We start from the raw sequence: 25,176 nt of genomic DNA, 5'->3' as shown, positions 1-25,176 counted from the left end.
CGCCGGCGGCCTGACGGCGGCCCGGTGGCGGCCGGCCGCGGGCCGTGCCTCAGCCGTCCAGGGCGTCGTCCAGCAGCCGCGCCCACTGCGCCACCACCCGTTCGCGGCGTGCCCCGTCGTCGGTGAGGAGGTTGGCGAGGCCGAGGCCGCGGGCCATGTCCAGCAGGCCCTGGACGGTTTCGCGGACGCCGGGGCGCGACTCGTCGGCGCCGAGGAGGTCCACGGCGATGCGGTGGGTCTCGCGGCCGACGCGGGCCTCCAGTTCGGTGACGCGGGGGCGCAACTGGTCCTCGTCGCAGGCGGCCACCCACAGGTGGAGGGCGGCGCGGAAGAGGGGGCCGGTGTAGAGGTCGACGAGGGCGGCGACGACGGCCCGCCGGTCGCCCGCCGCGGCGCCCCGCGGGAACAGGGCGCGCAGGGCGAGGGAGCGTTCCTCGGCGACGTACTCCACGGCCGCGGTGAACAGGTCCTCGCGGGTCGGGAAGTGGTGCTGGGCGGCGCCCCGGGAGACGCCCGCGCGTTCGGCGACGACCAGGACCGTGGAGCCGGCCCAGCCGTGTTCGGCGAGGCAGGCCACGGCGGCCTCCAGGAGCCGCTGCCGGGTGGCCCGGCTGCGGTCCTGCTTGGGGACGCGTTCCGTGCGGTCGACCGCGCTCACACCACCCATTCCGGATCCCGTCGTTCGAGGAAGGCCGTCATCCCCTCGCGGGCGTCCGCCGAGGAGAACAGCCGCGCCGAGAGCGCGGTCAGATCGGCGGCGTCCCGGTCGAAGGACTCCAGCACCCTAGCCGTGAGCAGCCGCTTGGTCGCGGCCAGGGCCCGGGGGGAGGCGCGGCGCACTCCGTCGAGTACGGGTTCCAGTACGGCGTCCACGTCGTCGCCGCAGGCGGTGAGCAGGCCCATGCGGGTGGCCTCGGCGGCGTCGAAGCGCTCCCCGGTGAGGCAGTGGCGGGCCAGCGCGCGGGGGTCGGTGCGGGGCAGCAGGGGCAGGGAGACGAGGGCGGGGGCGACGCCGATGCGGACCTCGGTGAAGGCGAAGGTGGCGGCGGTGGAGGCGGCGGCGATGTCGCAGGCGGCGACCAGGCCGAGGCCGCCCGCGCGGGTGTGGCCGGTGACGCGGGCGATGACGGGCCGGGGCAGTTCGACGATCCGCCGCAGCAGCGCGGCCAGCGCCCGCGGCTCGGGCGGGTCGCGCAGGTCGGCGCCGGCGCTGAAGGCGGTGCCGGTGTGGGTGAGGACGACCGCGCGGACGGCGTCGTCCCCGGCGCAGTCGGCCAGGGCGCCGGCCAGGTCGGCGACGAGCGCCGCCGACAGGGCGTTGCGGTGGTGCGGGGCGTCGAGGGTGAGGGTGACGACGCCCCGCGCGCGGGTGCGGCCGATCGCCGTCACGGGCGCGGTCCCGGTGCGGGCACGGTTCCTCCTGGGGGCACGAGGGGGTGGGGTACGGGGCGGGGCACGGGGTCTCAGTACGACTTGGGCAGGCCGAGGGTCTGGTGGGAGACGTAGTTGAGGATCATCTCCCGGCTCACCGGGGCGATCCGGGCCACGCGTGCGGCCGTGATCAGCGAGGCGAGGCCGAACTCGCGGGTGAGGCCGTTGCCGCCGAGGGTGTGCACGGCCTGGTCGACGGCCTTCACGCAGGCTTCGGCGGCGGCGTACTTGGCCATGTTGGCAGCCTCGCCCGCGCCCGCGTCGTCGCCGGTGTCGTACAGCTGCCCCGCCTTCCGCGTCATCAGCCGGGCCAGTTCCAGGTCGATGTGGGCCTGTGCGAGGGGGTGGGCGAGGGCCTGGTGGGCGCCGATGGGGGTGTTCCACACGGTGCGTTCGCGCGCGTAGGCGACGGCGCGGGCGAGGGCGTACCGTCCCATGCCGATGGCGAACGCCGCGGTCATGATCCGCTCGGGGTTGAGGCCGGCGAAGAGCTGGAGGAGCCCGGCGTCCTCGTCGCCGACGAGCGCGTCGGCGGGCAGCCGGACGTCGTCCAAGGTCAGCTCGAACTGCTTCTCCGCGGTGTGCAGTTCCATGTCGATCCGGCGGCGCCCGAAGCCGGGGGTGTCGCGGGGGACGATGAACAGGCAGGGCTTGAGCCTGCCGGTGCGGGCGTCCTCGGTGCGGCCGACGATCAGGGTGGCGTCGGCGATGTCGACGCCGGAGATGAAGACCTTGCGGCCGGTGAGGATCCAGTCGCCGCCGTCGCGGCGGGCGGTGGTGGTGATGCGGTGGCTGTTGGAGCCGGCGTCGGGCTCGGTGATGCCGAAGGCCATGAGGCGGGTGCCGTCGGCCAGGCCCGGGAGCCAGGCGCGTTTTTGGGCCTCGGTGCCGAAGCGGGCGATCACGTTGCCGCAGATCGCCGGGGAGACGACCATCATGAGCGGGGGGCAGCCGGCGGTGCCCAGCTCTTCGAGGACGAGGGAGAGTTCGGTGATGCCGCCGCCTCCGCCGCCGTATTCCTCCGGCAGGTTGACGCCGAGGTAGCCGAGCCTGCCGGCCTCCGACCAGAGGGCGGCGCGGTCGTGGTCGCGGCCGTGGCGCCGGCCGAGGGCGGCGACCGCGGAGCGCAGGGCCTTGTGCTCGTCGGTCTCGATGAGGGTGGTCATGGGGCTCCTTCGGGTGCGGGTTTCGTCGGGGCCGGTCGCGCTCGCGCGGCGCGGGCGCGTCTTCGGTGGAGCCGCGTCTTCAGCGGAGCCGCGTCTGCAGTGCGGCCCCATGCCGCTATGCGTCCCGCACCACCGCCAGCAGAGAACCCACCGTCACCTGCTGTCCGGGGGCGGCGCGCAGATCCGTCAGCGTGCCCGTGGCCGGGGCGGTGATCTCGTGTTCCATCTTCATCGCCTCCAGCCAGAGCAGGGGCTGGCCGGCCCGCACGGGCGTCCCCTCCGTCAGGCCCTCCGCCACGCGGACGACCGTGCCGGGCATGGGGGCCAGGAGGGAGCCGGGGGCGTGCCGGGGGGCGGGGTCGGGGAAGCGGGGCAGGGCGGTCAGGGCGGTGGCGTTCACGTACACGCGGTCGCCGTAGCGGGCCACCTCGTAGCTGCGGCGGACGCCGTCGGTTTCGAGGACGACCAGGCCGGGGGCGGTGCGCACGACCCGTACGCCGTCGGCCTCCGGGCCCGTGCGGGTGTGCCGGTAGCGCACCTCGTGTTCCCCGTCCGCCATGGCGTATCGCTTGGTCTGCGGCTGTGAGGGCAGGTTGCGCCAGCCGCCGAAGCGGGAGCGGCCGCAGGCGTCGGCGAGGGCGGCGGCCAGGGGGGCGTGCGGGTCGGGCTCGGGCCGGGTCAGGGCGGCCAGGTGGCGGCCGTAGAAGCCGGTGTCCATGCGGCCGGAGACGAACTCCTCGTGGCGCAGGGAGCGCACGAGCAGGTCGCGGTTGGTGACCGGCCCGTGGATCACCGCCCGTTCCAGGGCGCCGGCCAGGGCGCGGATCGCCTCCGCGCGCGTGGGGGCGTGGGCGACGGCCTTGGCGAGCAGCGGGTCGTAGTGGACGCCGATGTCGTCGCCGTCGGCGTAGCCGGTGTCCAGGCGGACGGTGCCGGGGACGGCGAGGCGGTGCAGGCGGCCGGTCCGCGGGGCCCAGCCGCGGGCGGGGTCCTCGGCGTAGAGGCGGGCCTCGACGGCGTGGCCCCGGGCGGGCGGGGGCCCGGCGGCCAGGGCGTGTCCTTCGGCGACGCGGATCTGCTCGGCGACGAGGTCGACGCCGTACACCGCCTCGGTGACGGGGTGTTCGACCTGGAGGCGGGTGTTCATCTCCAGGAAGTGGGCGCGGGCGCCGGCGACCAGGAACTCCACGGTTCCGGCGCCGGTGTAGCCGACGGCGCGGGCGGCGCGTTCGGCCACCGTGCGCAGTTCCCGCGTGAGCTCCTCGGTCAGTCCCGGGGCGGGGGCCTCCTCGATCACCTTCTGGTGGCGGCGCTGGAGGGAGCAGTCCCGGGTGCCGAGCGTCCACACGGTGCCGTGGGTGTCGGCGAGGATCTGCACCTCGACGTGGCGGCCGCGCTCGACGTAGGGCTCGGTGAACACCTCGCCGTCGCCGAAGGCGCTCGCCGCCTCCGCGCGGGCGGCGGCCAGTTCGGCGTCGAGGTCGGCGAGGCGCCGTACGACGCGCATGCCGCGCCCGCCGCCGCCCGCGGCGGCCTTGACCAGCACCGGCAGGTCGGCCTCGGTGACCTCCTTCACCGGCTTCATGGGCTCGATGCCCAGCAGCCGTTTGGCGCGGGTCTTGGACGCCATCGCCTCGATCGCCTCCGGGGGCGGCCCGATCCAGGTCAGGCCCGCGTCCTGGACGGCGCGCGCGAAGCCGGCGTTCTCGGAGAGGAAGCCGTAGCCGGGGTGCACGGCGTCCGCCCCGGCGGCGAGCGCCGCCGCCACCAGCGCCTCGCCGCGCAGGTAGGTCTCGGCGGGTGTCGCGCCCGGCAGCCGGACCGCCGCGTCGGCCACGCGCGCGTGCAGGGCGTTCTCGTCGGGGTCGGAGTGGACGGCGACGGTGCGGATGCCCAGCGTGCGGCAGGTGCGGAAGATCCGGCAGGCGATCTCGCCCCGGTTGGCGACGAGCACGGTGGTGATCACGGGTTCCCTCACATCCGGAAGACGCCGAAGCCGCCGCGCGCGCCCCGGTAGGGCGCGGTGTGGACGGCGGACAGGCACAGGCCGAGGACGGTGCGGGTGTCGCGCGGGTCGATGACGCCGTCGTCGTACAGCCGCCCGGACAGGAACGCCGGCAGCGACTCGGTCTCGATCTGCCGCTCGACCAGGGCGCGCAGGGCGGCGTCGGCCTCGTCGTCGTACGGCTGTCCCCTGGCCGCCGCCGACTGGCGGGCGACGAGGGACAGCACGCCCGCGAGCTGCTGCGGGCCCATGACGGCGGACTTGGCGCTGGGCCAGGCGAACAGGAAGCGCGGGTCGTAGGCCCGCCCGCACATGCCGTAGTGGCCCGCCCCGTAGGAGGCGCCCATGAGGACGGAGAGGTGGGGGACCGTCGAGTTCGCGACCGCGTTGATCATCATGGCGCCGTGTTTGACGATGCCGCCCTGCTCGTAGTCCTTGCCGACCATGTAGCCGGTGGTGTTGTGCAGGAACAGCAGCGGGATGCCGCGCTGGTTGGCGAGCTGGATGAACTGGGCGGCCTTCTGCGACTCCTCGCTGAACAGCACCCCGCGCGCGTTGGCGAGGACGCCGACCGGGTAGCCGTGCAGCGCCGCCCAGCCGGTGACCAGGCTCGTCCCGTACAGGGATTTGAACTCGTCGAAGTCGGAGGCGTCGACGATCCGGGCGATGACCTCGCGCGGGTCGAAAGGGGTGCGCAGATCGCCGGGGACGACGCCCAGCAGCTCCTCGGCGTCGTACCGGGGCGGCTCGGCGGGCCCGGGATCCGGATACGCCTTGCGGTGGTTGAGGCGGGCGACGACCCGGCGGGCCTGGCGCAGCGCGTCCGGCTCGTCGACGGCGAAGTGGTCGGCGAGGCCGGACACGCGCGCGTGCATCTCGGCGCCGCCGAGGGACTCGTCGTCGCTCTCCTCGCCGGTGGCCATCTTCACCAGCGGCGGCCCGCCGAGGAAGACCTTCGCCCGCTCCCTGACCATGATCACGTGGTCGGACATGCCGGGGATGTAGGCGCCGCCGGCCGTGGAGTTGCCGAAGACGACGGCGATGGTCGGGATCCCGGCGGCGGACAGCCTCGTCAGGTCCCGGAAGATCGCGCCGCCGGGGATGAAGATCTCCTTCTGCGACGGCAGGTCGGCGCCGCCGGACTCCACGAGGCTAACGCAGGGCAGCCGGTTGGCGAGGGCGATGTCGTTGGCGCGCAGGGCCTTCTTCAGCGACCAGGGGTTGCTGGCGCCGCCCCGCACGGTGGGGTCGTTGGCGGTGATGAGGCACTCGACGCCCTCGACGACGCCGATGCCGGTGACCAGGGAGGCGCCCACGGCGTACTCGCTGCCCCAGGCGGCCAGCGGCGACAGTTCCAGGAACGGGGTGTCGGGGTCGAGCAGCAGCTCGACGCGTTCGCGGGCGAGGAGCTTGCCGCGCCGCCGGTGCCGCTCGACGTACTTCTCGCCGCCGCCCGCGAGCGCCTTCGCGTGCTCGGCGTCGAGGCCGGCGAGCTTGGCGAGCATGGCCTCGCGGTTGGCCCGGTACGCGGGGGAGGCGGTGTCCAGGGCGGAGGACAGGACCGTCACAGCAGCACCTCCGGGATGTCCAGCCGGCGGGAGCGCAGCCATTCGCCGAGCGCCTTGGCCTGCGGATCGAAGCGGGCCCGCGCGGCGGCGCCGTCGCCGAGGAGGCCCCCGACGAGGAAGTTCAGCGCGCGCAGGTCGGGCAGCGCGTGCCGGGTGACCGGCAGGTCGCGGGCCTCGGGGACGAGCTCCCGGAACCGCTCGGCCGTCAGCTCGTGGGCGAGCCACCGCCAGGCGTCCTCCGTACGGGCCCACACTCCGACGTTGGCGTCCCCGCCCTTGTCCCCGCTGCGCGCCCCGGCGACCAGCCCGAGGGGGGCGCGCCGCCGCGGGCCCGGCGGCAGCGGCTCGGGCGGCGGCGGCTCCGGTACGGCGGCCAGGGCGGCCGTGGCGGGGGGCGGGGCCACGGGGACGCGGCGGCCGTCGGGCAGGACGGCCACCTGGCCGACGGTGTCCTGGGGGACGTACGCGGCCTCGAACACCCCGTAGGGGTCGCCCTTGCCGGGCGGAGCGAGCAGATGGAAGCCGGGGTAGCCGGCCAGGGCCAGTTCGACGGCGGCCCCGCTCACCGCCCGCCCGGCGATGTGCTGGTCGGGGTCGCGGACGACGAGCCGCAGCAGGGCGGCGGCGGTCTCCTCGGTCGGCGCGTCCGGCCGGTCGGTGCGCACCAGCTCCCAGCGGGTCTCGGCGGGCGGCGCCTTGGCCAGCGCGTCGGCCATCTGCTCCCGCACCAGCGCGGCCTTTTCCTCGATGCGCAGCCCGGTGAGGACGAAGGTGATCTCGTTGCGGAAGCCGCCGAACCGGTTGACACCGACCTTCAGCGCGGGCGGCGGCGGCTCGCCGCGCACGCCGTCGATCCGTACCCGGTCGGGCCCCTGCGGGGTGAGCCGTACGGTGTCCAGCCGGGCGGTGACGTCGGGTCCCGCGTACCGGGCGCCGTCCGTCTCGTACAGCAGCTGGGCGGTCACCGTGCCGGGGTCGACGAAGCCGCCGGTGCCGTCGTGCTTGGTGATGACGCTGCTGCCGTCGGCGTGGAGCTCGGCGAGCGGGAAGCCGGGGTGGCGCAGCTCGCCGGGCCGCTCGTGGAAGAAGGCGTAGTTGCCGCCGGTGGCCTGCGCCCCGCACTCCAGCACGTGCCCGGCGACGACGGCGCCCGCGAGCCGGTCGTGATCCGCCGGGCCCCAGCCGAAGTGGGCGGCGGCGGGCCCGGTGACCAGGGCGGCGTCGGTGACCCGCCCGGTGACCACGACGTCGGCGCCGGCGCGCAGGCAGGCGGCGATGCCGAACCCGCCGAGGTAGGCGTGCGCGGCCAGGCTGCCGGGGTGGCGGGCGGTGAGGTCGTCGCCCTCGACGTGCGCGACCCGGACCGGGATCCCGAGCCGGTCGGCCAGCTTCCGCACGGCGTCCGCGAGTCCGGCCGGGTTGAGCCCGCCCGCGTTGGTGACGATCCGCACCCCGCGCTCGTGGGCGAGCCCCAGGCACTCCTCCAGCTGCCGCGGGAAGGTGCGGGCGTATCCGGCGGCGGGGTCCTTCAGCCGGTCCCGGGCCAGGACGAGCATGGTGAGCTCGGCGAGGTAGTCCCCGGTGAGGACGTCCAGCGGGCCGCCGGTGAGCATCTCGCGCATCGCGTCGAAGCGGTCGCCGTAGAAGCCGGAGGCGTTGCCGACGCGCAGCACCGTCATGGCGCTGCCCCCTTCGGCGGGCGGCCGGTGCCGGGCGGGCCCGCGAACGCCTGGGCGAGGTCCAGCCAGCGGTCGGCGTCCGGCCCGTGGGCGCGCAGGGCGAGGTCGGCGCGGTGGGCGCGCCGGGTGACCAGCAGGCAGAAGTCGAGCACGGGGCCGGTGACGCGCTGGGGGGCGCCCTCGGGCCCGTACGTCCATCTCTCGCCGCCAGGCCCGGTGAGTTCGACGCGGAAGGGGTCGGCGGGCGGGGTGCGGCCGTGTGTCCGGAAGGCGTGGTCGCGGGCCCGCACCCCGAGGCGGGCCACGTGCCGCAGCCGGGCGGTGGTCGCCCGCCGCACCCCGAGGGCGTCGGCGATGTCGCGGCCGTGGGCCCAGGTCTCCATGAGCCGGCCGGTCGCCATGGACGCGGCCGACATGGGCGGCCCGTACCAGGGGAAGCGGGCGCCGGGGGCGCGGGCGCGCAGCGCCTCGTCCAGGGCCGCCCGTCCCGTGCGCCAGGCGGAGAGCAGCGCGGCGGGCGGGAGCGCGGCGCCCTCCTCGGCGCCCTCGTCCACGAAGGAGTCCGGGGCGGCGAGGGCCCGGTCGGCCAGGGCGCGGAAGCCGTCCTGGTCGGTGACGGCGACCAGGGCCGCGCGGTCGGTCCAGGCGAGATGCGCGATCTGGTGGGCGATGGTCCAGCGGGGGGCGGGGGTGGGCAGCGCCCACCGCTCGAGGCTCAAGTCGGCGACGAGCTCGTCGAGTTCGCGGCTTTCCTCACGTAAGTCGTCGAGCACGGGGGTGGGCTCGGGCATGGGGGGAGCATGGCAGCGGGGGGAGAAACAAGCAAGCGTGCTTGCATGAATTGGCGGGATGGGTGTCCACCGGTGGTCGCCGTGCGTCCGTCGGTGGTCGCCGTGCGTCCGTCGGGGCCGCCGTGCGTCCGTCGGGGCCGCCGTGTGTCCGCCCGGGGCCACCGTGTGTCCGCCCGGGGCCGCCGTGTGTCCCTCGGGCGTCGGGGCCCCTGGGTGCGTTCCCCGGAGGCCCCGCGGCCGTCACCCGGGCACGGCCCGGAACCGGCGCCGGTACTCGGTCGGGGTCGTGTCGAGTCTGCGGCGGAAGGCGCGGATGAGGGTGTCCGTCGTGCCGAAACCGCACAGGCTCACGATGCGTTCGAGGGTGGCGTCGGTGGACTCGAGCTGGTTGCGCGCCATTTCGACCCGGGCCGACTCGATGTAGGCGCTCGGGGTCATGCCGAGTTCCGCCTTGAAGATGCGGGTGACCTGCCGCTCGCCCAGGTGCGCGTAGGCGGCGAGGTCCGCGACGGTGATCGGCTCGCCGATGCGGCGCATGATGTAGTGCCGGAGGTCCTCCACCCGCCGGGTCGTGGAGACGGGCTCCAGGGGAACGCTGAACTGGCTCTGGCCGCTGGGCCGCTTGAGGTACATCACGAGCTGCCGGGCGACCCGCAGGGCGACGGCCTCGCCGAAGTCGTCGGCGACCAGGGCGAGGGACAGGTCGAGGCAGGCGCTGATGCCCGCGCCGGTCCAGACGTCCCCTTCGCGGATGAAGATGGGGTCGGCGTCGACCTCCACCTCCGGGTGGTCGGCGGCCAGTTGCTGCGCGGTCGACCAGTGGGTGGTGGCGCGCTTGCCGTCGAGCAGTCCGGCGGCGGCGAGGATGTGCGCCCCGACGCAGACGGACGTGACCCTGCGGGTCCGGCCGGCGAGCTTCTTCACCCAGGCGACCACCGCGGGGTCGGTGAGGGCGTGGACGCGGCGCCGGCTGTCGATCTCGACCGAGCCGGGCACCAGAAGGGTGTCGATGCTCCGCCCGGCCACCTCCTCGAAGGTGGCGTCGGGCAGGACCCGCACCCCGGCCGAGGTGGTGACCGGATCCAGCGTTTCGGCGGCCAGGACGACCTGGTAGCCCGTCTCGTCCTCCGTCTCCCGCGCCACGAGGGAGAACACCTCCGGCGGTCCGGTGACGTCGAGCAGGTCGACCCCCTCGAACAGCACGATGACGATGAGACGCCTGACGGTGCCCATGAATCCCCCCTGGCCGAGCCCACACCGATGTCCGGATGTGCAGGTTAGATGACATTGCCGACGCCCTGGGCGGGCCGTAGGTTTCTGGACGTGGCCCTCACCGCGCGGAGGGCCGCGAACCGAGCCGAACCTTGGCACGCACATCCTGTGGGGGGAAATTCCATGGCCACGACGACTCTTCGGGCACTCAACGGCTTCGACGAGACGCCCGCCTCGCTCGCCGACTCGACCCTGATCCTGGTCGACTACCAGAACACCTACGTCGGTGGCGTGATGGAGCTGGACGGCTGGCAGGCCGCGCTCGACTCCGCCGCCGAGCTGCTGGGCCGCGCCCGGGAGGCCGGCGCGAAGGTCATCCACGTCATCAACGACGGCGGCGAGGGCACCCCGTACGACATCCGGGCCGAGATCGGCCAGATCCACCCGAGCGTGGCCCCGGTCGAGGGCGAGCCGGTCGTCGTGAAGACGGTCCCGAACGGGTTCGTCGACACCGACCTCGGTGAGCGCGTGGACGCCGCCGGCAACAAGGACGTCATCGTCATGGGCTTCATGACGCACATGTGCGTGCTGTTCACCACGCAGGGCGCGTTCCTGCGGGGCAACCGGCCCACCGTCGTCGCCGACGCCTGCGCCACCCGCCCCCTGCCCGCCACCGGTGCCGAGCTGCCCGCCTCCCAGATCCACGACGGCGCGCTCGCGACCATCCGCGACCTCTACGGTGTCGTCGTCGAGTCCGGCAAGTCCCTCGTCTGACCGCCGGGCCGGATGATCCGGCCCTCGGGGACCGTCCGTCCGGTCCATTCGGTCCGTCCGGTCCATTCGGTCCATTCGGTCCGTCCGGCTTGGAGTCCCGCACGCCGTGGCGGCGGCCCGCTCGCCGTGCGGTGGCGGGCCCGTGTCCCCTTCGCATCGCGGACGGCAGCCGCCGCGGCCCCTGACGGCCGCCGCGCGGACGCGTCCGTGACGACGGCCGGTCGCCGCCCGCGCGGTGACCGATCACCGCCCGGGTCCGTCACCGGCCACGGGCGGCGCACCGCTGCGCCGGCCACCGGCCGGTCACCGGTCCCGCACCCCTGCCCGCCCGGACACCGGCGGCAGTACCCGCGGCCCCGCCGCGCCCTGGTCCCGCCCGGACCGCGGCCGCGCGGTGCCTCTCCCCCGCCCCACCGCGCCCGTGCGCGGTGGGGGTCCTCTCCGCATCGCCCGCCGCACGACCGGCGGGCGGGCGGCCCCGGCAGCCCCGTCGCGGCTGCCCCGGCAGCGGCAGGCCGGATTCCCGCCCCACACCGCCGGCTGTGCCCGGCGGTCCTCGGGAGTCCGCTCGTACCCACACCCCCGCGGCCGGAGTTCCTTCTCCGTCCCTGACGGCCGTACCCCGCCTCGGCGGGCGGCGGTCCGTCGGACGGGCCCCGTCTCCTCCCCCCTTGTCGGCGGATGTTCCGCGTGCGCAGGAGACGGCTCACCTTCACGTCGCCGCAATGGCTCCGCCTCGTCGCGCTCGCACCGCGGCAGGCCGTCGGCCGGTCCCGTCCGCCCCGGCGCTCGTCACCGAGCTCCGCGCGCGGCAGGCCGTGCCGTCGCCGCCCGCCTCCCGGTCGTGCCGTGACACGGGCGCGTCCTCACCCAGAGGACCGTCCCGCGGGGCGGCCCCGGCACGGGCTCGTCCTCACCGGGACGCCCGGGCGCGGGGCGGCCCCGGCACGCCCGCGGATCCGCGGCCCGCTCCGTGACCTCGCGGTGCCCTGTCGCGCGCCGTCCAGCGCCCCGCCCAGCGCGGGAGGACACCGCACGCACCGTGCCCGGCACCCGGATCTTCTCGACGCCTTCCCGCAGAGCGGAGAACGGCGCCTTCACCGAAAGGCTGAACATGACCACGCGCAGAGGTTTCCTCGGCACGGCCACCGCCGCCGGAGCCGTGACCTTCCTCGGAAGCTCCACGGCCACCGCCGTGACCGCCGGTACGACCGGCACGGAACCGGTGGGGACCGCGGTGGAGAACGCGCGCGAATCCATCCTCGCGGTCAACCGCGGCATGCGGGCGAACTACGCCGTGCTGAAGTCCGACCTGATCAAGCACCTGAGCCCCGTCGTCGTCGTGCAGAACGACGCCAGGGGCGGCAAGTTCACCCTCATCTACAACGGAACGCAGGAATCCGCGAACCCCGTCTCCCCGGTCTTCGAGCTGGCGAAGTCGATCAGCCACGTGCCGCTCGGCATCTTCTCGACCATCGCCCCGTACCTGAGCGACAAGGTCCCGAACCTCCCCAACGCCGACCGGATCGACCCGCACGACCTGAAGATGGTCGCCTTCAAGGGGACCGGCACCACCGACTGGATCACGCCGCTCAAGAACTTCGCCGCCAACCTCACCGTCGCGCGCGGGAACCTCAAGGACGCGGCCCTGCCCGCGGAGATGGTGACCTCGTGCGGTCAACTGCTTGACGCGGCGCTGAAGTTCGTCGACACCTCGGTGGCGAGCAAGTCGTTTGACATGAAGTCGTTCGAGGACTTCTCCGGGAGCGTCTACCCCAACATCCGCACCAACATGAAGTACGCGGCCGACGCCCAGATCGCCGGTGTGCAGCAGATCATGAAGAAGTGGCGTGCCCAGATCGGCGAGGAGGAGTGGAAGGACCTGTACACCGTCGTCATCTCGCAGTGGACGACGTCCGTCCTCAACCAGAACACGATCATCATCAAGCCGTGCATGAACCCGGCCAAGGTGGACACCCACCTGATCGACCTGCCGGCCGTCGAGCCGCCCGCGGACCCGATCTTCGTCGCCCTGGACAACCTCGCCCGGATCGTGCAGGACAACATCGCGGCCGAGATGGTCTTCCCCGTGGACCACGTGGTCGCGGACGCGCTCAAGGGCCAGCAGGACCTGCTCTCCGACGAGATCATGGACCAGCTCGGCGGGACGGCGCCCGGTGCGCTGACATCCTCCGCGACGGCCTCGGGGCTCGCCGCCACCTCGGGCCTGGCCGCGTCCGGCGCCGAGGCCTGCCCCTTCCACCAGAAGGTCGCGCGGGCGTGACCCCCGGCCTCCCCGTCCGGGCGGACGCGCGCCGGCATCCGGCTCCGGGCGGGGAGGCCGCCCCATGTCTTCTCTCCGTCTCCGCTGTCTCCCTCACTCCTCCGGAGACGGGGGCGACGGCCGCAGCGCGCGGGCCAGGCGGTCGAGTTCGGCGCCCTCCACGGCGGCCGTGCCGGTGAGGGTGCCGACGAGTGCCTGGGCGAGGACGGTCGCGGTGCCGATCCGCGTGTCCTCCCGCTCGTCGCCGGTGACCTTCCCGATCACCGCGTCCCGCACCGACCGCGAGATGTCGGGGCCGCCGAACGGCTCGGGGAAGGACAGCGCCATCACGCACACGCCCACGTTGGCGGAGAGGATCGACCGGGCGGCCAGCTCCGGGGTCGTCCGCAGCCGCCCGGCGTCCCGGCACCGCTCCACGGCCGACCGGAGCAGGGCCTGCGCCTCCCCGATCGCCTGGGGCCTGGCGTCCGCCGTCGGCGTGAACATCAGCCGGTACAGGTGCGGGTTGGCCAGGGCGAACGCGACGTGGCTGTCCCAGGCCGTGCGCAGGTCCGCCACCGGGTCGTCGGTGAGCGGATTGCGCCGCTTGTTGGCGAGGAAGCGCTGGAAGCCGAGGTCGGCCACCGCCGTGAGCAGCCCCTGCTTGTCGCCGAACTGGCGGTAGATCTCCGGCATGCCGACCCCGGCCCGGTCACAGATCGCCCGGGTCGAGATCGCCAGCGCGTCCTTGGTGGCGAGGAGTTCCGCGGTGGCGTCCAGGATGCGCTCTCGTGCCGTCGACATGCCCCCACGATAACACCGCTCGATAGCAACGCTAACAGCCCTGACCTGCGAATATATCGAGAGGAGAAGCCCACCGGGACAGCGTCACGTTATCACCGCTTACGAACCGTGTTAGCGTTGCACACATCTTCGTAGCGAGAGAGTGGGTACTCCTGTGAACCGTTCGACGTTCCTCCGCGCCGCCTCGGCCGCCGTCGCCACCGCCGCGAGCGTGGCCCTTCTCGCCGCCTGCGGGGGCGAGGACTCCGCGGACGGCGGGGACAAGGCCGCCGCCGGGACGGCCGAGCCCAAGGCGGCCGCCGGCTCCGCGTCCCCGGCCGCGGCGGGCGGCTTCACCGCCACGCACGTGGGCGGGCCGACCACGATCCTGGAGATCGCCGGCGCGCGGCTGCTGCTCGACCCGACCTTCGACCAGCCCAAGAAGTACAAGAGCGGCCTGGAGAAGACGCAGGCTCCCGCGTTCGGCCCCGACCGGCTCGGGAAGATCGACGCCGTGCTGCTCTCCCACGACCAGCATGACGACAACCTCGACGACGCGGGCCGCGAGCTGCTGAAGGACGTACCCGTCGTCCTCTCCACGCCCGGCGCGCACAAGCGGCTCGGCGACCACGTCACGGGCATGAAGAACTGGCAGACCGAGGAGCTGAAGACCGCGCGCGGCACCATCGTGGTCACGGCCGTGCCCGCCCTGCACGGCCCCGACGGGGTGGACCGCGGCGCGGACGGCGAGGTGACCGGCTTCGTGCTGAGCGGCGAGGGCGTCCCCACCACCTACATCTCCGGTGACAACGCCTCGGTCAAGGTGGCCAAGCAGGTCGGCGACCGGGTCAAGAAGGAGATCGGCCCCATCGACACGGCCGTCCTCTTCGCCGGTGCCGCCCGCACCCCCGCCATCCTCGACAACGCCCCGCTGACCCTCACGTCGAAGAACGCCGCCCTGGTGGCGAAGGACCTCGCCCCCCGCCGGGTGGTCGCGGTGCACACCGACAGCTGGAACATCTACTCCGAGGACATGAAGTCCCTGGAGAAGGCGTTCCAGGACCAGGGCATCGCGGACAAGCTGGTCTCCCTGGAGCCGAACGGCACCCCGAAGAAGCTCTCCTGACCGGACGGCGCGGCGGGCGACGCGAAGCCGTCCCGACCGGGCGGCGCCGCGAGGGGCCCGAAGCCGTCCCGGCCGGACGACACCGCGGGGGACGCGGTTACGGCTTCCCCCCGCCGCCGCGCACCTGCGTCCGCACCGCCCCCATGCTCGCCGCCACGACCAGCGCGATGGCGGCGGTCTCGGGGGCGGTCAGGGCCTGGTCGAGCACGAGGAAGCCGGCCATGGCGGCGAGGGCCGGCTCCAGGCTCATGAGGACGGCGAAGGTGGAGGCGGGCAGGCGCCGCAGCGCGAGCAGTTCGAGGGTGTAGGGCAGGACGGACGAGAGCAGGGCGACCGCGCCGCCGAGCGCGAGCGTCACCGGGTCCACCAGCCTGGCCCCGGACTCGGCGATGCCGAGCGGCAGGAACAGGACCGCCCCGACCGCCATGGCGAGGGCGAGCCCGTCGGCCTGCGGGAAGCGGCGGCCGGTCCGCGCGCTGAAGACGATGTACGCCGCCCACATCGCGCCCGCGCCCAGCGCGAACGCCGCACCGGCCGGGTCGAGGCCGGAGAAGTCACCGCCGCCGAGGAGGGCCACCCCGGCGAGGGCGAGGGCCGCCCAGACGAGGTTGACCGCGCGGCGGGAGGCGAAGACGGACAGCGCGAGCGGGCCGAGCACCTCCAGGGTGACGGCCGGCCCCATCGGGATGCGGGCCACGGCCTGGTAGAAGAGGCCGTTCATCGCGGCCATGGCGATCCCGAAGACGATCACCGTGCCCCAGTCGGCGCGGGAGTGGCCGCGCAGCCGGGGGCGGCAGACGAGCAGCAGGACGACGGCGGCCACCAGCAGGCGGAGCGTGACGATGCCGAGCGCCCCGGCCCGTGGCATCAGCGTCACCGCCAGCGCGCCGCCGAACTGCACCGAGACCCCGCCGGCGAGGACCAGGCCGACCGACCCCAGGGCGCCCCGGCGGCCGGGAGAGCCGCCCGGCGCGGACGCCGCGCGGTCGGCGGCGCCCGCTGCCGCGAGCTCCGGGACGGGGACGACCGGTGGCGGGGTGCCGGGGGTGGCGCTGGGGCTGCTCACGGGACCTTCCGGGGCTGGTGGCTGTGGCTGTGGTTCCGACGGGGCGGCCGTCGTGACGGCCTCTTGGGCCCGCACGACGGCCGTACGTTCATCTCACTGTACTGCCTAGTCCATACCACTGGACTCGGACAGGTGCGTACACCTCTTATGCCACTGTCATGGCCGGGCCGGGCACCTGTCAACGGACATTCCCCGGCCGTGCGGGGAGACGAGCGCGCCGCACGGCGCCGACCGCCCTCAGCCCCGCTCCCCATCGTCCCGCTCCCCGCGCTCCAGCGCCTCCGCCAGCACCTCCGCCAGGTGCCGCCCCCGCACCCCGGCAAGCTGCTCCAGCTGGGTCCGGCAGGAGAAGCCGTCGGCGAGGACCACCGCCCCGTCCGGAGCGCCGCGCACCGCGGGCAGCAACCGCTCCTCCGCGCAGGCGGCCGACACCGCGAAGTGGCCCCGCTCGAAGCCGAAGTTCCCGGCGAGACCGCAGCAGCCGCCGCTCAGCTCGCCGGTCAGCCCCGCGGCAGCGCGCAGGCGGCGGTCGGCCGCGTCGCCGAGGACCGCGTGCTGGTGGCAGTGGGTCTGGCCGGTGACGGGACGGCCGACGGTCGGCGGCGCCCAGCCGGGGGCGTGGCGCTCGAGCGCCTCGGCGAAGGTGAGGACCCGGGCGGCGAGGCGGGCGGCCCGCGGGTCGTCCGGCAGCAGCTCCGGCAGGTCGGTGCGCAGGGCGGCGGCGCAGCTCGGCTCCAGGACGACGACGGGGGCGCCGGCGTCCAGCACCGGCTCCATCAGGTCGAGGGTGCGGCGCATGACCGCGCGGGCCCGGTCCAGCTGGCCCGTGGAGACGTACGTCAGCCCGCAGCAGACCCGGCCCCGGCGGGCCGTCAGCAGACCGGCCGCCGACCGGGACGCGCCGTCCCCGACGCCCCGGCCGCGCGTCCGCAGCGTCGGCGGCAGCACCACCCGCAGCCCGGCCGCCCGCAGCACCCGCACGGCGGCCCGGCCCACGGACGGCGACAGATGCTCGGTGAACGTGTCGGGCCACAGCACGACCAGCTCTCCGGGGCCCTGGCCGCCCGCCGCCCCGCGCCGGCGCCACCACCGGCTGAAGGTCTCCCCCGCCGGCCGCGGAATCTCCCGTTCGGCCGCGATGCCGCCGAGCCGCTTGGCCACCGCGGCCAGCGGGCGCACGGAGGCCAGCGCGCCGGCCACCGGCCCCGTGCGCGTACGAGCCGCCCACCGCAGCCACAGCGGCAGCCATCCCATCACGTAGTGCGCGGCGGGGCGGCGGCGCCCGGCGTAGTGGTGGTGCAGGAACTCCGCCTTGTAGGTGGCCATGTCGACCCCGGCCGGGCAGTCCGACCGGCACCCCTTGCAGGACAGGCACAGATCGAGCGCGTCCCGCACCTCCGCCGACCGCCATCCGTCGGTGACCAGCTCCCCGGCCAGCATCTCGTGCAGCAGCCGGGCCCGCCCGCGCGTGGAGTGCGCCTCCTCGCCCGTCACCCGGAAGGACGGGCACATGACGGCGGGCCCGGACACCGACGCCGTACGGCACTTGGCGACGCCGACGCAGCGGCGGACCGCCGCGGAGAAGTCACCGCCGTCGGCCGGGTAGCCGAAGGCGACGTCGACCGGCTCGCGCGGCAGGACCGAGAAGCGCAGTCCGGTGTCGAGCGGCGCGGGACGCACCAGCATCCCGGGGTTGAGCAGGTCGTCCGGGTCCCAGACGCCCTTGGCCCGCTCGAACAGGGCGACCATCCCGGCGCCGTACATCCGCGGCAGCAGCTCGGCCCGCGCCTGCCCGTCGCCGTGCTCCCCGGACAGCGAGCCGCCGTGCGCCACCACCAGCTCGGCGAGCTCCTCCGAGAAGCTCCGGAAACGGCCGATCCCCGCCTCGGTCAGCAGGTCGAAGTCGATACGGACGTGGATGCAGCCGTCCCCGAAGTGCCCGTACGGCGTCCCCCGCAGGCCGTGGGCGGCGAGCAGGCCCCGGAAGTCGCGCAGGTACGCGCCGAGCCGGGCGGGCGGCACCGCGCAGTCCTCCCAGCCCGGCCAGGCCTCGGAACCGTCCGGCATACGCGTCGCCGTACCGGCGGCGTCCTCCCGGATCCGCCACAGCGCCCGCTGCTCCCCGGGGTCGGTGACCACGAGCGAGTCGACGACACCGGCCGCCCGCACCACGGCCTGCGCCCGCGCGCGGGCCTCCCCGGCCGTCTCCCCGCCCGTCTCCACGAACAGCCAGGCCCCGCCGCGCGGCAGCCCGGCCGCCGACGGCACCAGATCGGCCGCCATGCCCTCCACCGTCAGCGGCTCCAGCGGCAGCAACCCGGCCGCCGCCTCGGCCGCCGCGCTCTCGTCGCCGTACCCCAGCACCGCCAGCGCCCGCGCGCGCGGGGCCTCGACCAGCCGCACGACCGCCTCCGTCAGCACCCCGAGGGTGCCCTCGGAGCCGCAGAAGGAACGGGCGACGTCCGCGCCCCGCTCCGGCAGCAGCGCGTCCAGCGCGTACCCGGAGATACGGCGGGGCAGCTCGGGGAAGCCGGTGCGCAGCCGCGCCAGGTCACCGTCCACCAGCTCTCGCAGCCCCTGAGGCGCCCCGGCCCAGCCACGCCCCGGCCGCAGCCGCGCCCCGCGCGCGGTGAGCACCGTCAGCTCCCGCACGTTGTCCGCCGTCGTGCCCCAGGCCACCGAGTGGGAGCCGCAGGAGTTGTTGCCGATCATCCCGCCGAGGGTGCACCGGCTGTGGGTGGAGGGATCGGGCCCGAAGCGCAGCCCGTGCGGCGCGGCGGCCTCCTGGAGCCGGTCCAGGACCACCCCCGGCTGGACGACGGCCGTGCGCGCCTCCGCGTCGAGCGACACCACCCGGTTCATGTGCCGGGTGAAGTCCAGGACCACCCCCGTGCCCGTGGCCTGCCCCGCGATCGACGTACCCCCGCCCCGCGCCACCACCGGCACCCCGTGTGCCCGGCACACCTCCAGCGCCGCCGCCACGTCGTCGGCGTCGCGCGGCGCGACCACCCCCAGCGGGACCCGCCGGTAGTTGGACGCGTCCATCGTCGTCAGCGCCCGGGAGGCGACGTCGAAGGCGACCTCGCCCCGGACGGCCCCGCGCAGTGCTGCCTCCAGTTCGGTCATGCGTCCAGGATGCATCCGACCACTGACAGTGACGATGACTCCGATGGCGTTGTAGATCTTCACAAGTCCACACGGCGGAGAACTCGTCTCATCGAACGGACACGTTTCCGTGCGGTTTCTCCGACCCGATACGCTCCGCTCGTGGCTGAGATCCAGATTCCTGCTGACATCAAGCCCGCGGACGGTCGGTTCGGCGCGGGTCCCTCCAAAGTGCGGACGGAAGCGCTGCAGGCGCTGGCCGCCACCGGCACATCCCTGATGGGCACCTCCCACCGCCAGGCCCCGGTCAAGAACCTGGTCGGCAGCGTGCGCGAGGGCATCCGCGAGCTGTTCCAGCTCCCCGACGGCTACGAGGTGGTCCTCGGCAACGGCGGCTCCACCGCGTTCTGGGACGTCGCGACCCACGGCCTGATCGAGAACAAGTCGCAGCACCTCAGCTTCGGCGAGTTCAGCTCGAAGTTCGCCAAGGCCGCCAAGCTGGCGCCGTGGCTTGCCGAGCCCACCGTCGTCTCCGCCGACCCGGGCACGCACCCTCAGGCGCGCGCCGAGGCGGGCGTCGACGTCTACGCGCTGACCCACAACGAGACCTCCACCGGCGTCGCCATGCCGGTCAAGCGCGTGGCCGGCGCCGACGAGGGCGCTCTCGTCCTGGTCGACGCCACCTCGGGCGCGGGCGGTCTGCCGGTCGACATCGCCGAGACCGACGTCTACTACTTCGCCCCGCAGAAGTCCTTCGCCTCCGACGGCGGCCTGTGGATCGGCGTCTTCTCCCCTGCCGCCATCGAGCGCGCCGAGCGGATCCACGCCTCCGGCCGCCACGTCCCGGAGTTCTTCTCGCTCCCCACGGCGATCGACAACTCCCGCAAGAACCAGACGTACAACACCCCGGCCCTCGCCACGCTCTTCCTCCTCGACGAGCAGCTGAAGTGGCTCAACGGCCAGGGCGGCCTGGACTGGTCCGTCCGCCGCACGGCGACCTCCGCGCGCACCCTGTACGGCTGGGCCGAGGACGTGAAGTTCGCCAGCCCCTTCGTCACCGACCCGGCCAAGCGCTCGCAGGTCATCGGCACGATCGACTTCACGGACGAGGTGGACGCCGCCGCCGTCGCCAAGGTCCTGCGCGCCAACGGCATCGTCGACACCGAGCCGTACCGCAAGCTGGGCCGCAACCAGCTGCGCGTCGCGATGTTCCCGGCCATCGACCCGGCGGACGTCGAGGCGCTGACGAAGTGCATCGACTACGTGATCGAGAAGCTGTAGCTCATCGCCGCACGACGACGAAGGGGCGCCCGGCGGATCATCCGCCGGGCGCCCTTCCTGTGACCCTGACGCTCAGAACTGCCGGACGTCCCGTTCAGCGCGGGAACCTTGGCAGCCACGACCGCCGGCTTCTCCTCCTTCAGCTTCGACTCCGAACCCAGCACTTGCACGGTGACGTTCTTGCGCTGCGCAACCTCAAGGATGGCAGCCAACTGCTCTCGGTGAATGTCGCCGCTCACCAGCGGCTGCGCCACCACCATTTCCCCAAGGATGGCGGTGTACGGCGTCCCGCCTTCCTGGATCTTCGTCTGCCGACCTTCCCGCACATTCACCAGTTGGGCGACCACTTCCGGAGCGATGTAGTCGGGCCCTCCGGTGATGACCGCCCGAGCGTAGGCCGGAGTTTGCAGCAGTCCGGGCACCAATACGGGCTGCCACTGGCGGATGTACGTCGCGTCATCCTCCAGCGCAATGTGATCCAAGTAGTCCGGCCGCAGATGTTCGGCGTGTTCGAGCCACCAGCCGCGCTTTTTGGAGTGCTTGGCCAACTCCTCCAGCTTGGCTCGTACTCCCGGGTCATCGACGCCGTACGCGTCCAGCAGCAGCCGTACCTCGATGACACGCGCGGTGACGTCCGCATCCCCACCCGCCGCCAGCACGTACCGGCGGCTCGGCACTACGTCCGCAAGGCGCTCGCGGACCGGGGCATCACCGATGACCTGGCAGACCGGGCGGTCCTGTCGGCGAACGAACTCGTCACCAACGCCGTGAGCCACTGCCGGATCTCCCACGCCCGGGCCGGGTCACGCTCATCCTCTGCGGCCGGGAGCTAATCCTGGAGGTCTCGGACCCCGACCGGGACCGGCTTCCCCGGCCTCGCCATCCCGGCCCCGACGAGGAGGGCGGGCGCGGACTCGCGCTGGTGGAAGCGCTGGCCGACGCGTGGGGGCACCGGCAGGGGCCATACACCAAGACCGTGTGGGCCCGGTTCACGCTCACCTCTGCGGAGGCGACCGGTGTTCCGGGCCGTACGTGAACCGAGACCCTACGACGCCCGGTGGCGCCGCTGGTTCAAGCGCTCCCGCGCCGCCGCCCGCTGGCTCCCGTTTCCCCGTGACGAGGAAGTGCTGGCAGTCGCCGTCCCCGGCACCGGCTCCCCAATGGGAGACCTCCGATGACGTCGTACGACCCTACGTCCTCAGACCTTGATGCTCCGCCGCACGCGGGCGATCACCTGCTGAGCCTCAGCGCCGAAGACGGCCGACTCCGCGAAGGTGTCCCAGACCCGACGGTAGAGGGCGATCGTTTCCGCGTCGTCCAGCCAGAGTTCGGCGTGCCAGTCCTCGACCACGACCAGGCGATCATCCAGCACATTGAACGAGTTGCCCATCGCGAGCGGCAGCGTGCCGTCCAACGGCAGGATTCCGAGGTTCACGGTGTCCATACCCACCACACCGAGCAGGCGGTCGAGCTGAGCGGCCAATGTCTCCGGTGGACAGATTCGCCCCCACAACACGCTCTCAGGCATGAGCACGTTCAACCGTCTGCCCGGCCGGTACAACCACTCCTGTCGCTTCAGGCGGGTCCGCACCGCGGCTTCGGCGTCCCTCGGTGATTTCCGCAGCGCGGCGTGTCTTTCGAAGAGGTGCCTGGCGTAGTCAGCCGTCTGGAGCATGCCGTTGACAGCGGCATTGCTCAGCGCGTGCACGGTCGTGGTGTTGGCCACGAGAGTGTTCCAGGTCTCCTGGACGGGAGCGTGTCCGGCCGCGAGCTGACGTCGCCAGGAACGAATGTGGCTCTCGAAGCCCTTCAGGCGTGCACGAAGTTCCGGGAACACGGCAGGCTGCCCCACAGCCCCGGCCCACGCCCGAAGGTCGTCGTCCGTGGGTGTCTGCCTGCCGTTCTCCAGCTTGCTGACCTTCGACTGCGGCCACCCCAGCCGCTGAGCGATCTGGCTGCCGGTGAGCCGGCCATCAGGGCTTGTGATGCGCAATTCCCTGAGCCTACGGCCCAGTTCCTCACGTGCCCTCTGATAGTCCGTACTCACCGGCCACCCGTACTCGCCCTTACGTGTTGCTCTGCATCTCCGCCGTGAACTGCTTCCACGGTACGGCGTAATGCCAAGCAGCATCCCGGATCATGGCGCAACGCACCACCTCCGCCGGTTCCGTGATCAGGTCCACGTGGGTGAGCTGATCGTCGTCGTCGAACCGCAGAAGCGCGATGAGGCGGCTGTCGAACAACCAGAAGTCCTCAGCGGGGAGCCGCAGCCGGTTCGCGTCGGCGCGCCACAGGTTGCGGATGTCCTCGCCGGAAGCGATGTTCCACCGGGCGCCGTCGAGGAGGTAGCGCTGCCCGGTGGTCGGCGGCTGGTCGACGATACGCACCCGCTCAACGCGCTTGCCCAGCGCGGTCTGCGCACGGATCGTGTTACGGAACGAGTTGACCGGCGCGCCTTCGGGCCAGTCCTCGACGACGCTCCCGGTCTCGATGAACCGCTCCCAGCGGTCACTGGCCTCATCGCTCGCGTACCGCCGTCGGGTCTCCAAACGCCATGCAGTGTGCTCGAACTTGCCGAAGAGACCGCTGAACTCCTCCAGACCGATCGTCCGGATCTGCCGCGTCCGCTCCTTCGGCGCCCAGTCCACCAGCAACTCACGCGGCACCACGACCGCGACCTCTCCTTCCGAGAGGTGCTGGAGCTGCGCCACGTCCTGGGCGTCGGTCAGCGGAGGACCATGCACGATCACCTCTCCGCTGTCCACATCCTCATGCACAGCCGGACACCCGTCACCGTCGCTTCCGGTCCCGTTGAATCGCAGCCTACGCACCATGCTCAACCACCCCCTGGGTGTGGACGATGTTCGTACGCCCAGCATTTCGGTGACGACGGGTGAATGTCCATGCATCCAGAGTGACCACGTGAGAATAACGAAGAATATTCTGCTCCTTGCTCCACGCCACCGCCCTACGGTCACCCCTCGGAACCACACCCACTGGGCTCCCGCAGCGGAGCAGGAAGGTGCCACCCATGGTGAACGGAAACGACCTGTACGCCCTCGACCTCAGCGGCGTCTCGTTCGTGACGGCGTGCGGGGGCAACACCCACCCGGACGGCGAGTCGTGCCTGGTCCTCGCCCGGATCGGCCAGGACGCCTGGGCCCTCGGTGACAGCAAGCGGCCCGACTTGGAGCCGCTGCGGTTCAGCACGGAGGAGCTGGCCGTGGCCGGGATCGACCCGGCCAGGTTCGGGCTGCCCGTCTGAGCCGGTCCCTCCTCCCACTGGTCCCGGTCAGGCACGGACCCGGCCGGGACCGGCCCACCCCGGCGAACTGGACGCGCCCGTGCACCACCACGCCTACCTCTGGACCGGCCCCAAGGACCGCTTCGACCGGGAAGCCCTGCGCCGGCCGCCCCACCCCGAGCCGCCCCCGCCCGGCAGCCGGCCCGAGCTGACCGCGCGATACCGCGAGGTGGCCGGGGCGTTCCCCACGTCGGAACTGCCCCCGCTGGAGACGGCGTACTGGCTAGTTAAGCCGCGTTCCCTGATCCAGGGCACCTGGGACGAGGCGAAGAACGCGACGGCCTGGCTCGGGGAGCGGCTGGCCGCGTACGCGCCCCGGTTCGCGTCCGGGGCGCAGCGCGACACCGGTCGCCTGGCCGCGCACGTCACCGCCGCCGCCGAGCGGCTGGCGGCGGGCGGCGACGTATCGCTCGGCTTCTACCTGGAACGCCCCGCGTTCCTCTCCCTGGCCCTGGTGACCTGCTCCCCCAACCGGGACCGGCCCGCCCTCGCGTGTCCGCTGGGGCCCTGAGGGATCGATCCTGTCCGCGACTCAGGGACGGCCTGGAGGTCCTGGTGGCGGCCCGCCGCGCGGAGCGGGAGCGGCCCGGGTCAGCCCCGCCGGAACACCCGGCGTAGCCCGTACAGCGCGGCCAGGGCCACCGCCACGGCGAGGGCCGCCTTGCCCGTGCCGCTGATGCCGCCCGTGCCGCCGCCCTCGCCCGCCTCCGCTCCGGAACCGGTCGCACTCGCCCCGGCCGACGGCTTCCCGGACCCCCCGCCCCCGCCCGGCGCGTCCTCCGCCCGCACCTCGCTGCCCTGGCCCTCGCTGCCGTAGAGCAGCTTCGTCCCGTCGGCGGAGTAGGTCACGGACTCCCCCTGCCGCTGGAGCGGCACGCCGAGCCGCCCCTTCCGCTCGATCCGCCCGCCGTTCCAGGCGTACCAGATCCCGCCGAAGTACCCGCGCACGGCGAGCCGCTCCCCGTCGGGGGAGAGCGCGGCGTCGGTGGCCCACAGGTCGACGGGGGCGACCGGGCGGAAGACGTTGGTGTCCGAGGCGGACAGCTCGGCCGGCCCCTCGTAGAGGTGCCCGCCGTCCTCCTTCTTGTCGACGATGTAGGCGCGCCCGGTCTTCGGGTGCACGACGAGCGACTCGGCGTCGCGCGGCCCGTCCGCGTACGTCACGACGTACTGGGTGGCCCGCACCGTCTGGTCCCGCAGCTCCTTCGGTTCGGGCAGCTCGTAGATCCACACATGCGGCCACCGGCCGCCGAAGTTGTCCCCGATGTCGCCGACGAAGAGGCGGTTGCCGGGCCCGATGGAGATCGCCTCGACGTCCCGGGGGGTGCCGATGCCGGTCAGGGTGACCCGGGCGACGGTCTTCCCCGTCGCGCCGTCCACGGCGTAGAGATACGGCCCGTCGTCGCTGTCGTTGTGCGTCCAGAAGATCCCGGGGTGCAGCCGGGAGGCGGCCAGGCCGCTTGACTCGGTGACGCGCGGATCCTCGATCGTGAACCCCTCGTCCCCGCCGGCGGCGGAGGCGGGCGCGGCGGACGCGCCCGCGAGCAGGGCGGCGGCGAGGAGGGCGAAGGGTCGGCGCATGCCCCAAGCCTGCCACCGCGTACGGGCGTTCACGGAGGTGT

At 73.7% G+C, this 25,176-nt stretch carries 22 protein-coding genes; 7 read left to right on the top strand and 15 right to left on the bottom strand.

All coding sequences use genetic code 11. The features are described 5' to 3' along the window. Positions 1 to 49 precede the first annotated feature (49 nt). The 8 genes from AB0L74_RS08235 to AB0L74_RS08200 all read right to left on the bottom strand — a co-directional run bounded on the left by AB0L74_RS08235 (position 50) and on the right by AB0L74_RS08200 (position 9,873). On the bottom strand, positions 50 to 667 hold the full coding sequence (locus AB0L74_RS08235) for a TetR/AcrR family transcriptional regulator (RefSeq protein WP_365647180.1): 618 nt from the start codon (positions 665 to 667) through the stop codon (positions 50 to 52). Beyond that, positions 655 to 1,389: an enoyl-CoA hydratase family protein gene (locus tag AB0L74_RS08230; protein ID WP_365647177.1), complete on the bottom strand. Its 735-nt coding sequence runs from the start codon at positions 1,387 to 1,389 to the stop codon at positions 655 to 657. Before AB0L74_RS08230 ends, AB0L74_RS08235 begins: the two co-directional genes overlap by 13 nt. A 74-nt stretch (positions 1,390 to 1,463) precedes the next feature. Continuing rightward, positions 1,464 to 2,597: an acyl-CoA dehydrogenase family protein gene (locus AB0L74_RS08225; protein ID WP_365647174.1), complete on the bottom strand. Its 1,134-nt coding sequence runs from the start codon at positions 2,595 to 2,597 to the stop codon at positions 1,464 to 1,466. A 115-nt stretch (positions 2,598 to 2,712) separates the two neighbouring features. Then, on the bottom strand, positions 2,713 to 4,563 hold the full coding sequence (locus AB0L74_RS08220; protein WP_365647171.1) for a biotin carboxylase N-terminal domain-containing protein: 1,851 nt from the start codon (positions 4,561 to 4,563) through the stop codon (positions 2,713 to 2,715). Positions 4,564 to 4,571: 8 nt separating this feature from the next. Next, complete coding sequence (locus AB0L74_RS08215) at positions 4,572 to 6,170, bottom strand: carboxyl transferase domain-containing protein (RefSeq protein ID WP_365647168.1); 1,599 nt, start codon at positions 6,168 to 6,170, stop codon at positions 4,572 to 4,574. Beyond that, entirely contained in the window at positions 6,167 to 7,849 is a 1,683-nt protein-coding gene (locus tag AB0L74_RS08210) for an acyclic terpene utilization AtuA family protein (RefSeq protein WP_365647165.1), read from the bottom strand. Before AB0L74_RS08210 ends, AB0L74_RS08215 begins: the two co-directional genes overlap by 4 nt. After that, entirely contained in the window at positions 7,846 to 8,640 is a 795-nt protein-coding gene (locus AB0L74_RS08205; RefSeq protein WP_365647162.1) for a TIGR03084 family metal-binding protein, read from the bottom strand. The genes AB0L74_RS08210 and AB0L74_RS08205 overlap by 4 nt, the downstream gene beginning before the upstream one ends. Before the next feature lie 240 nt (positions 8,641 to 8,880). Continuing rightward, positions 8,881 to 9,873, bottom strand: coding sequence for a DJ-1/PfpI family protein (locus AB0L74_RS08200; RefSeq protein ID WP_365647159.1), 993 nt, complete (start codon positions 9,871 to 9,873; stop codon positions 8,881 to 8,883). A gap of 162 nt (positions 9,874 to 10,035) precedes the next feature. Here AB0L74_RS08200 and AB0L74_RS08195 point away from each other — a divergent pair, with 162 nt between their 5' ends. Then, a complete protein-coding gene (locus tag AB0L74_RS08195; protein WP_365647156.1) occupies positions 10,036 to 10,626 on the top strand; it encodes a cysteine hydrolase family protein in 591 nt (196 codons plus the stop codon). A gap of 1,114 nt (positions 10,627 to 11,740) precedes the next feature. Continuing rightward, positions 11,741 to 12,910, top strand: coding sequence for a hypothetical protein (locus tag AB0L74_RS08190; RefSeq protein WP_365647153.1), 1,170 nt, complete (start codon positions 11,741 to 11,743; stop codon positions 12,908 to 12,910). A gap of 93 nt (positions 12,911 to 13,003) precedes the next feature. Here the strand turns inward: AB0L74_RS08190 and AB0L74_RS08185 are convergent, their stop codons facing one another. Next, the gene (locus AB0L74_RS08185; protein WP_365647150.1) at positions 13,004 to 13,693 is read right to left on the bottom strand and encodes a TetR/AcrR family transcriptional regulator; all 690 of its coding nucleotides are present in this window, start codon (positions 13,691 to 13,693) and stop codon (positions 13,004 to 13,006) included. Between the two features lie 154 nt (positions 13,694 to 13,847). Between AB0L74_RS08185 and AB0L74_RS08180 the strand changes: the two genes are divergently transcribed. Beyond that, positions 13,848 to 14,798, top strand: a complete 951-nt coding sequence (locus tag AB0L74_RS08180; RefSeq protein WP_365647147.1) for an MBL fold metallo-hydrolase — start codon at positions 13,848 to 13,850, stop codon at positions 14,796 to 14,798. A gap of 97 nt (positions 14,799 to 14,895) precedes the next feature. On the opposite strand, the gene AB0L74_RS08175 is transcribed toward AB0L74_RS08180, so the two are convergent. Then, positions 14,896 to 15,738, bottom strand: coding sequence for an EamA family transporter (locus AB0L74_RS08175; protein WP_365647509.1), 843 nt, complete (start codon positions 15,736 to 15,738; stop codon positions 14,896 to 14,898). A 363-nt stretch (positions 15,739 to 16,101) separates the two neighbouring features. Next, on the bottom strand, positions 16,102 to 18,990 hold the full coding sequence (locus AB0L74_RS08170) for an FAD-binding and (Fe-S)-binding domain-containing protein (protein WP_365647145.1): 2,889 nt from the start codon (positions 18,988 to 18,990) through the stop codon (positions 16,102 to 16,104). 141 nt (positions 18,991 to 19,131) lie between these two features. Here AB0L74_RS08170 and serC point away from each other — a divergent pair, with 141 nt between their 5' ends. Further along, positions 19,132 to 20,250: a phosphoserine transaminase gene (gene serC, locus AB0L74_RS08165; protein WP_365647142.1), complete on the top strand. Its 1,119-nt coding sequence runs from the start codon at positions 19,132 to 19,134 to the stop codon at positions 20,248 to 20,250. On the opposite strand, the gene AB0L74_RS08160 is transcribed toward serC, so the two are convergent. Continuing rightward, the gene (locus AB0L74_RS08160; protein WP_365647139.1) at positions 20,229 to 20,798 is read right to left on the bottom strand and encodes a DUF5753 domain-containing protein; all 570 of its coding nucleotides are present in this window, start codon (positions 20,796 to 20,798) and stop codon (positions 20,229 to 20,231) included. The two genes, serC and AB0L74_RS08160, sit on opposite strands and share 22 nt — an antisense overlap. On the opposite strand from AB0L74_RS08160, the gene AB0L74_RS08155 reads away from it, so the two are divergent. Beyond that, positions 20,787 to 21,083 carry an ATP-binding protein gene (locus AB0L74_RS08155; protein ID WP_365647136.1) on the top strand — a complete coding sequence of 99 codons (297 nt, stop codon included), beginning with the start codon at positions 20,787 to 20,789 and terminating at the stop codon, positions 21,081 to 21,083. The genes AB0L74_RS08160 and AB0L74_RS08155 overlap by 12 nt on opposite strands. Before the next feature lie 365 nt (positions 21,084 to 21,448). Here the strand turns inward: AB0L74_RS08155 and AB0L74_RS08150 are convergent, their stop codons facing one another. Continuing rightward, entirely contained in the window at positions 21,449 to 22,297 is an 849-nt protein-coding gene (locus tag AB0L74_RS08150; RefSeq protein WP_365647134.1) for a helix-turn-helix transcriptional regulator, read from the bottom strand. 19 nt (positions 22,298 to 22,316) lie between these two features. Beyond that, complete coding sequence (locus AB0L74_RS08145) at positions 22,317 to 23,084, bottom strand: DUF6879 family protein (RefSeq protein WP_365647131.1); 768 nt, start codon at positions 23,082 to 23,084, stop codon at positions 22,317 to 22,319. 197 nt (positions 23,085 to 23,281) lie between these two features. Between AB0L74_RS08145 and AB0L74_RS08140 the strand changes: the two genes are divergently transcribed. After that, entirely contained in the window at positions 23,282 to 23,515 is a 234-nt protein-coding gene (locus tag AB0L74_RS08140; RefSeq protein WP_365647129.1) for a DUF397 domain-containing protein, read from the top strand. 79 nt (positions 23,516 to 23,594) lie between these two features. After that, a complete protein-coding gene (locus AB0L74_RS08135) occupies positions 23,595 to 24,065 on the top strand; it encodes a hypothetical protein (RefSeq protein ID WP_365647126.1) in 471 nt (156 codons plus the stop codon). An 80-nt stretch (positions 24,066 to 24,145) separates the two neighbouring features. Here AB0L74_RS08135 and AB0L74_RS08130 read toward each other — a convergent pair whose 3' ends face one another. Further along, complete coding sequence (locus AB0L74_RS08130; protein WP_365647123.1) at positions 24,146 to 25,135, bottom strand: WD40 repeat domain-containing protein; 990 nt, start codon at positions 25,133 to 25,135, stop codon at positions 24,146 to 24,148. Positions 25,136 to 25,176 lie beyond the last annotated feature (41 nt).

It is taken from the genome of Streptomyces sp. NPDC052020 (assembly GCF_040680575.1).
Taxonomy (GTDB): domain Bacteria; phylum Actinomycetota; class Actinomycetes; order Streptomycetales; family Streptomycetaceae; genus Streptomyces.
This window is presented reverse-complemented; position numbering and strand designations above follow the sequence as displayed.

Excerpts from the sequence above, each read along its gene's own strand:
- AB0L74_RS08235 (WP_365647180.1), bottom strand. The coding sequence starts at position 667 with ATGGGTGGTGTGAGCGCGGTCGACCGCACGGAACGCGTCCCCAAGCAG.
- AB0L74_RS08130 (WP_365647123.1), bottom strand. The coding sequence starts at position 25,135 with ATGCGCCGACCCTTCGCCCTCCTCGCCGCCGCCCTGCTCGCGGGCGCG.
- AB0L74_RS08140 (WP_365647129.1), top strand. The coding sequence starts at position 23,282 with ATGGTGAACGGAAACGACCTGTACGCCCTCGACCTCAGCGGCGTCTCG.
- AB0L74_RS08210 (WP_365647165.1), bottom strand. The coding sequence starts at position 7,849 with ATGACGGTGCTGCGCGTCGGCAACGCCTCCGGCTTCTACGGCGACCGC.
- AB0L74_RS08185 (WP_365647150.1), bottom strand. The coding sequence starts at position 13,693 with ATGTCGACGGCACGAGAGCGCATCCTGGACGCCACCGCGGAACTCCTC.
- AB0L74_RS08170 (WP_365647145.1), bottom strand. The coding sequence starts at position 18,990 with ATGACCGAACTGGAGGCAGCACTGCGCGGGGCCGTCCGGGGCGAGGTC.
- AB0L74_RS08145 (WP_365647131.1), bottom strand. The coding sequence starts at position 23,084 with ATGGTGCGTAGGCTGCGATTCAACGGGACCGGAAGCGACGGTGACGGG.
- AB0L74_RS08195 (WP_365647156.1), top strand. The coding sequence starts at position 10,036 with ATGGCCACGACGACTCTTCGGGCACTCAACGGCTTCGACGAGACGCCC.
- AB0L74_RS08225 (WP_365647174.1), bottom strand. The coding sequence starts at position 2,597 with ATGACCACCCTCATCGAGACCGACGAGCACAAGGCCCTGCGCTCCGCG.
- AB0L74_RS08200 (WP_365647159.1), bottom strand. The coding sequence starts at position 9,873 with ATGGGCACCGTCAGGCGTCTCATCGTCATCGTGCTGTTCGAGGGGGTC.
- AB0L74_RS08205 (WP_365647162.1), bottom strand. The coding sequence starts at position 8,640 with ATGCCCGAGCCCACCCCCGTGCTCGACGACTTACGTGAGGAAAGCCGC.
- AB0L74_RS08190 (WP_365647153.1), top strand. The coding sequence starts at position 11,741 with ATGACCACGCGCAGAGGTTTCCTCGGCACGGCCACCGCCGCCGGAGCC.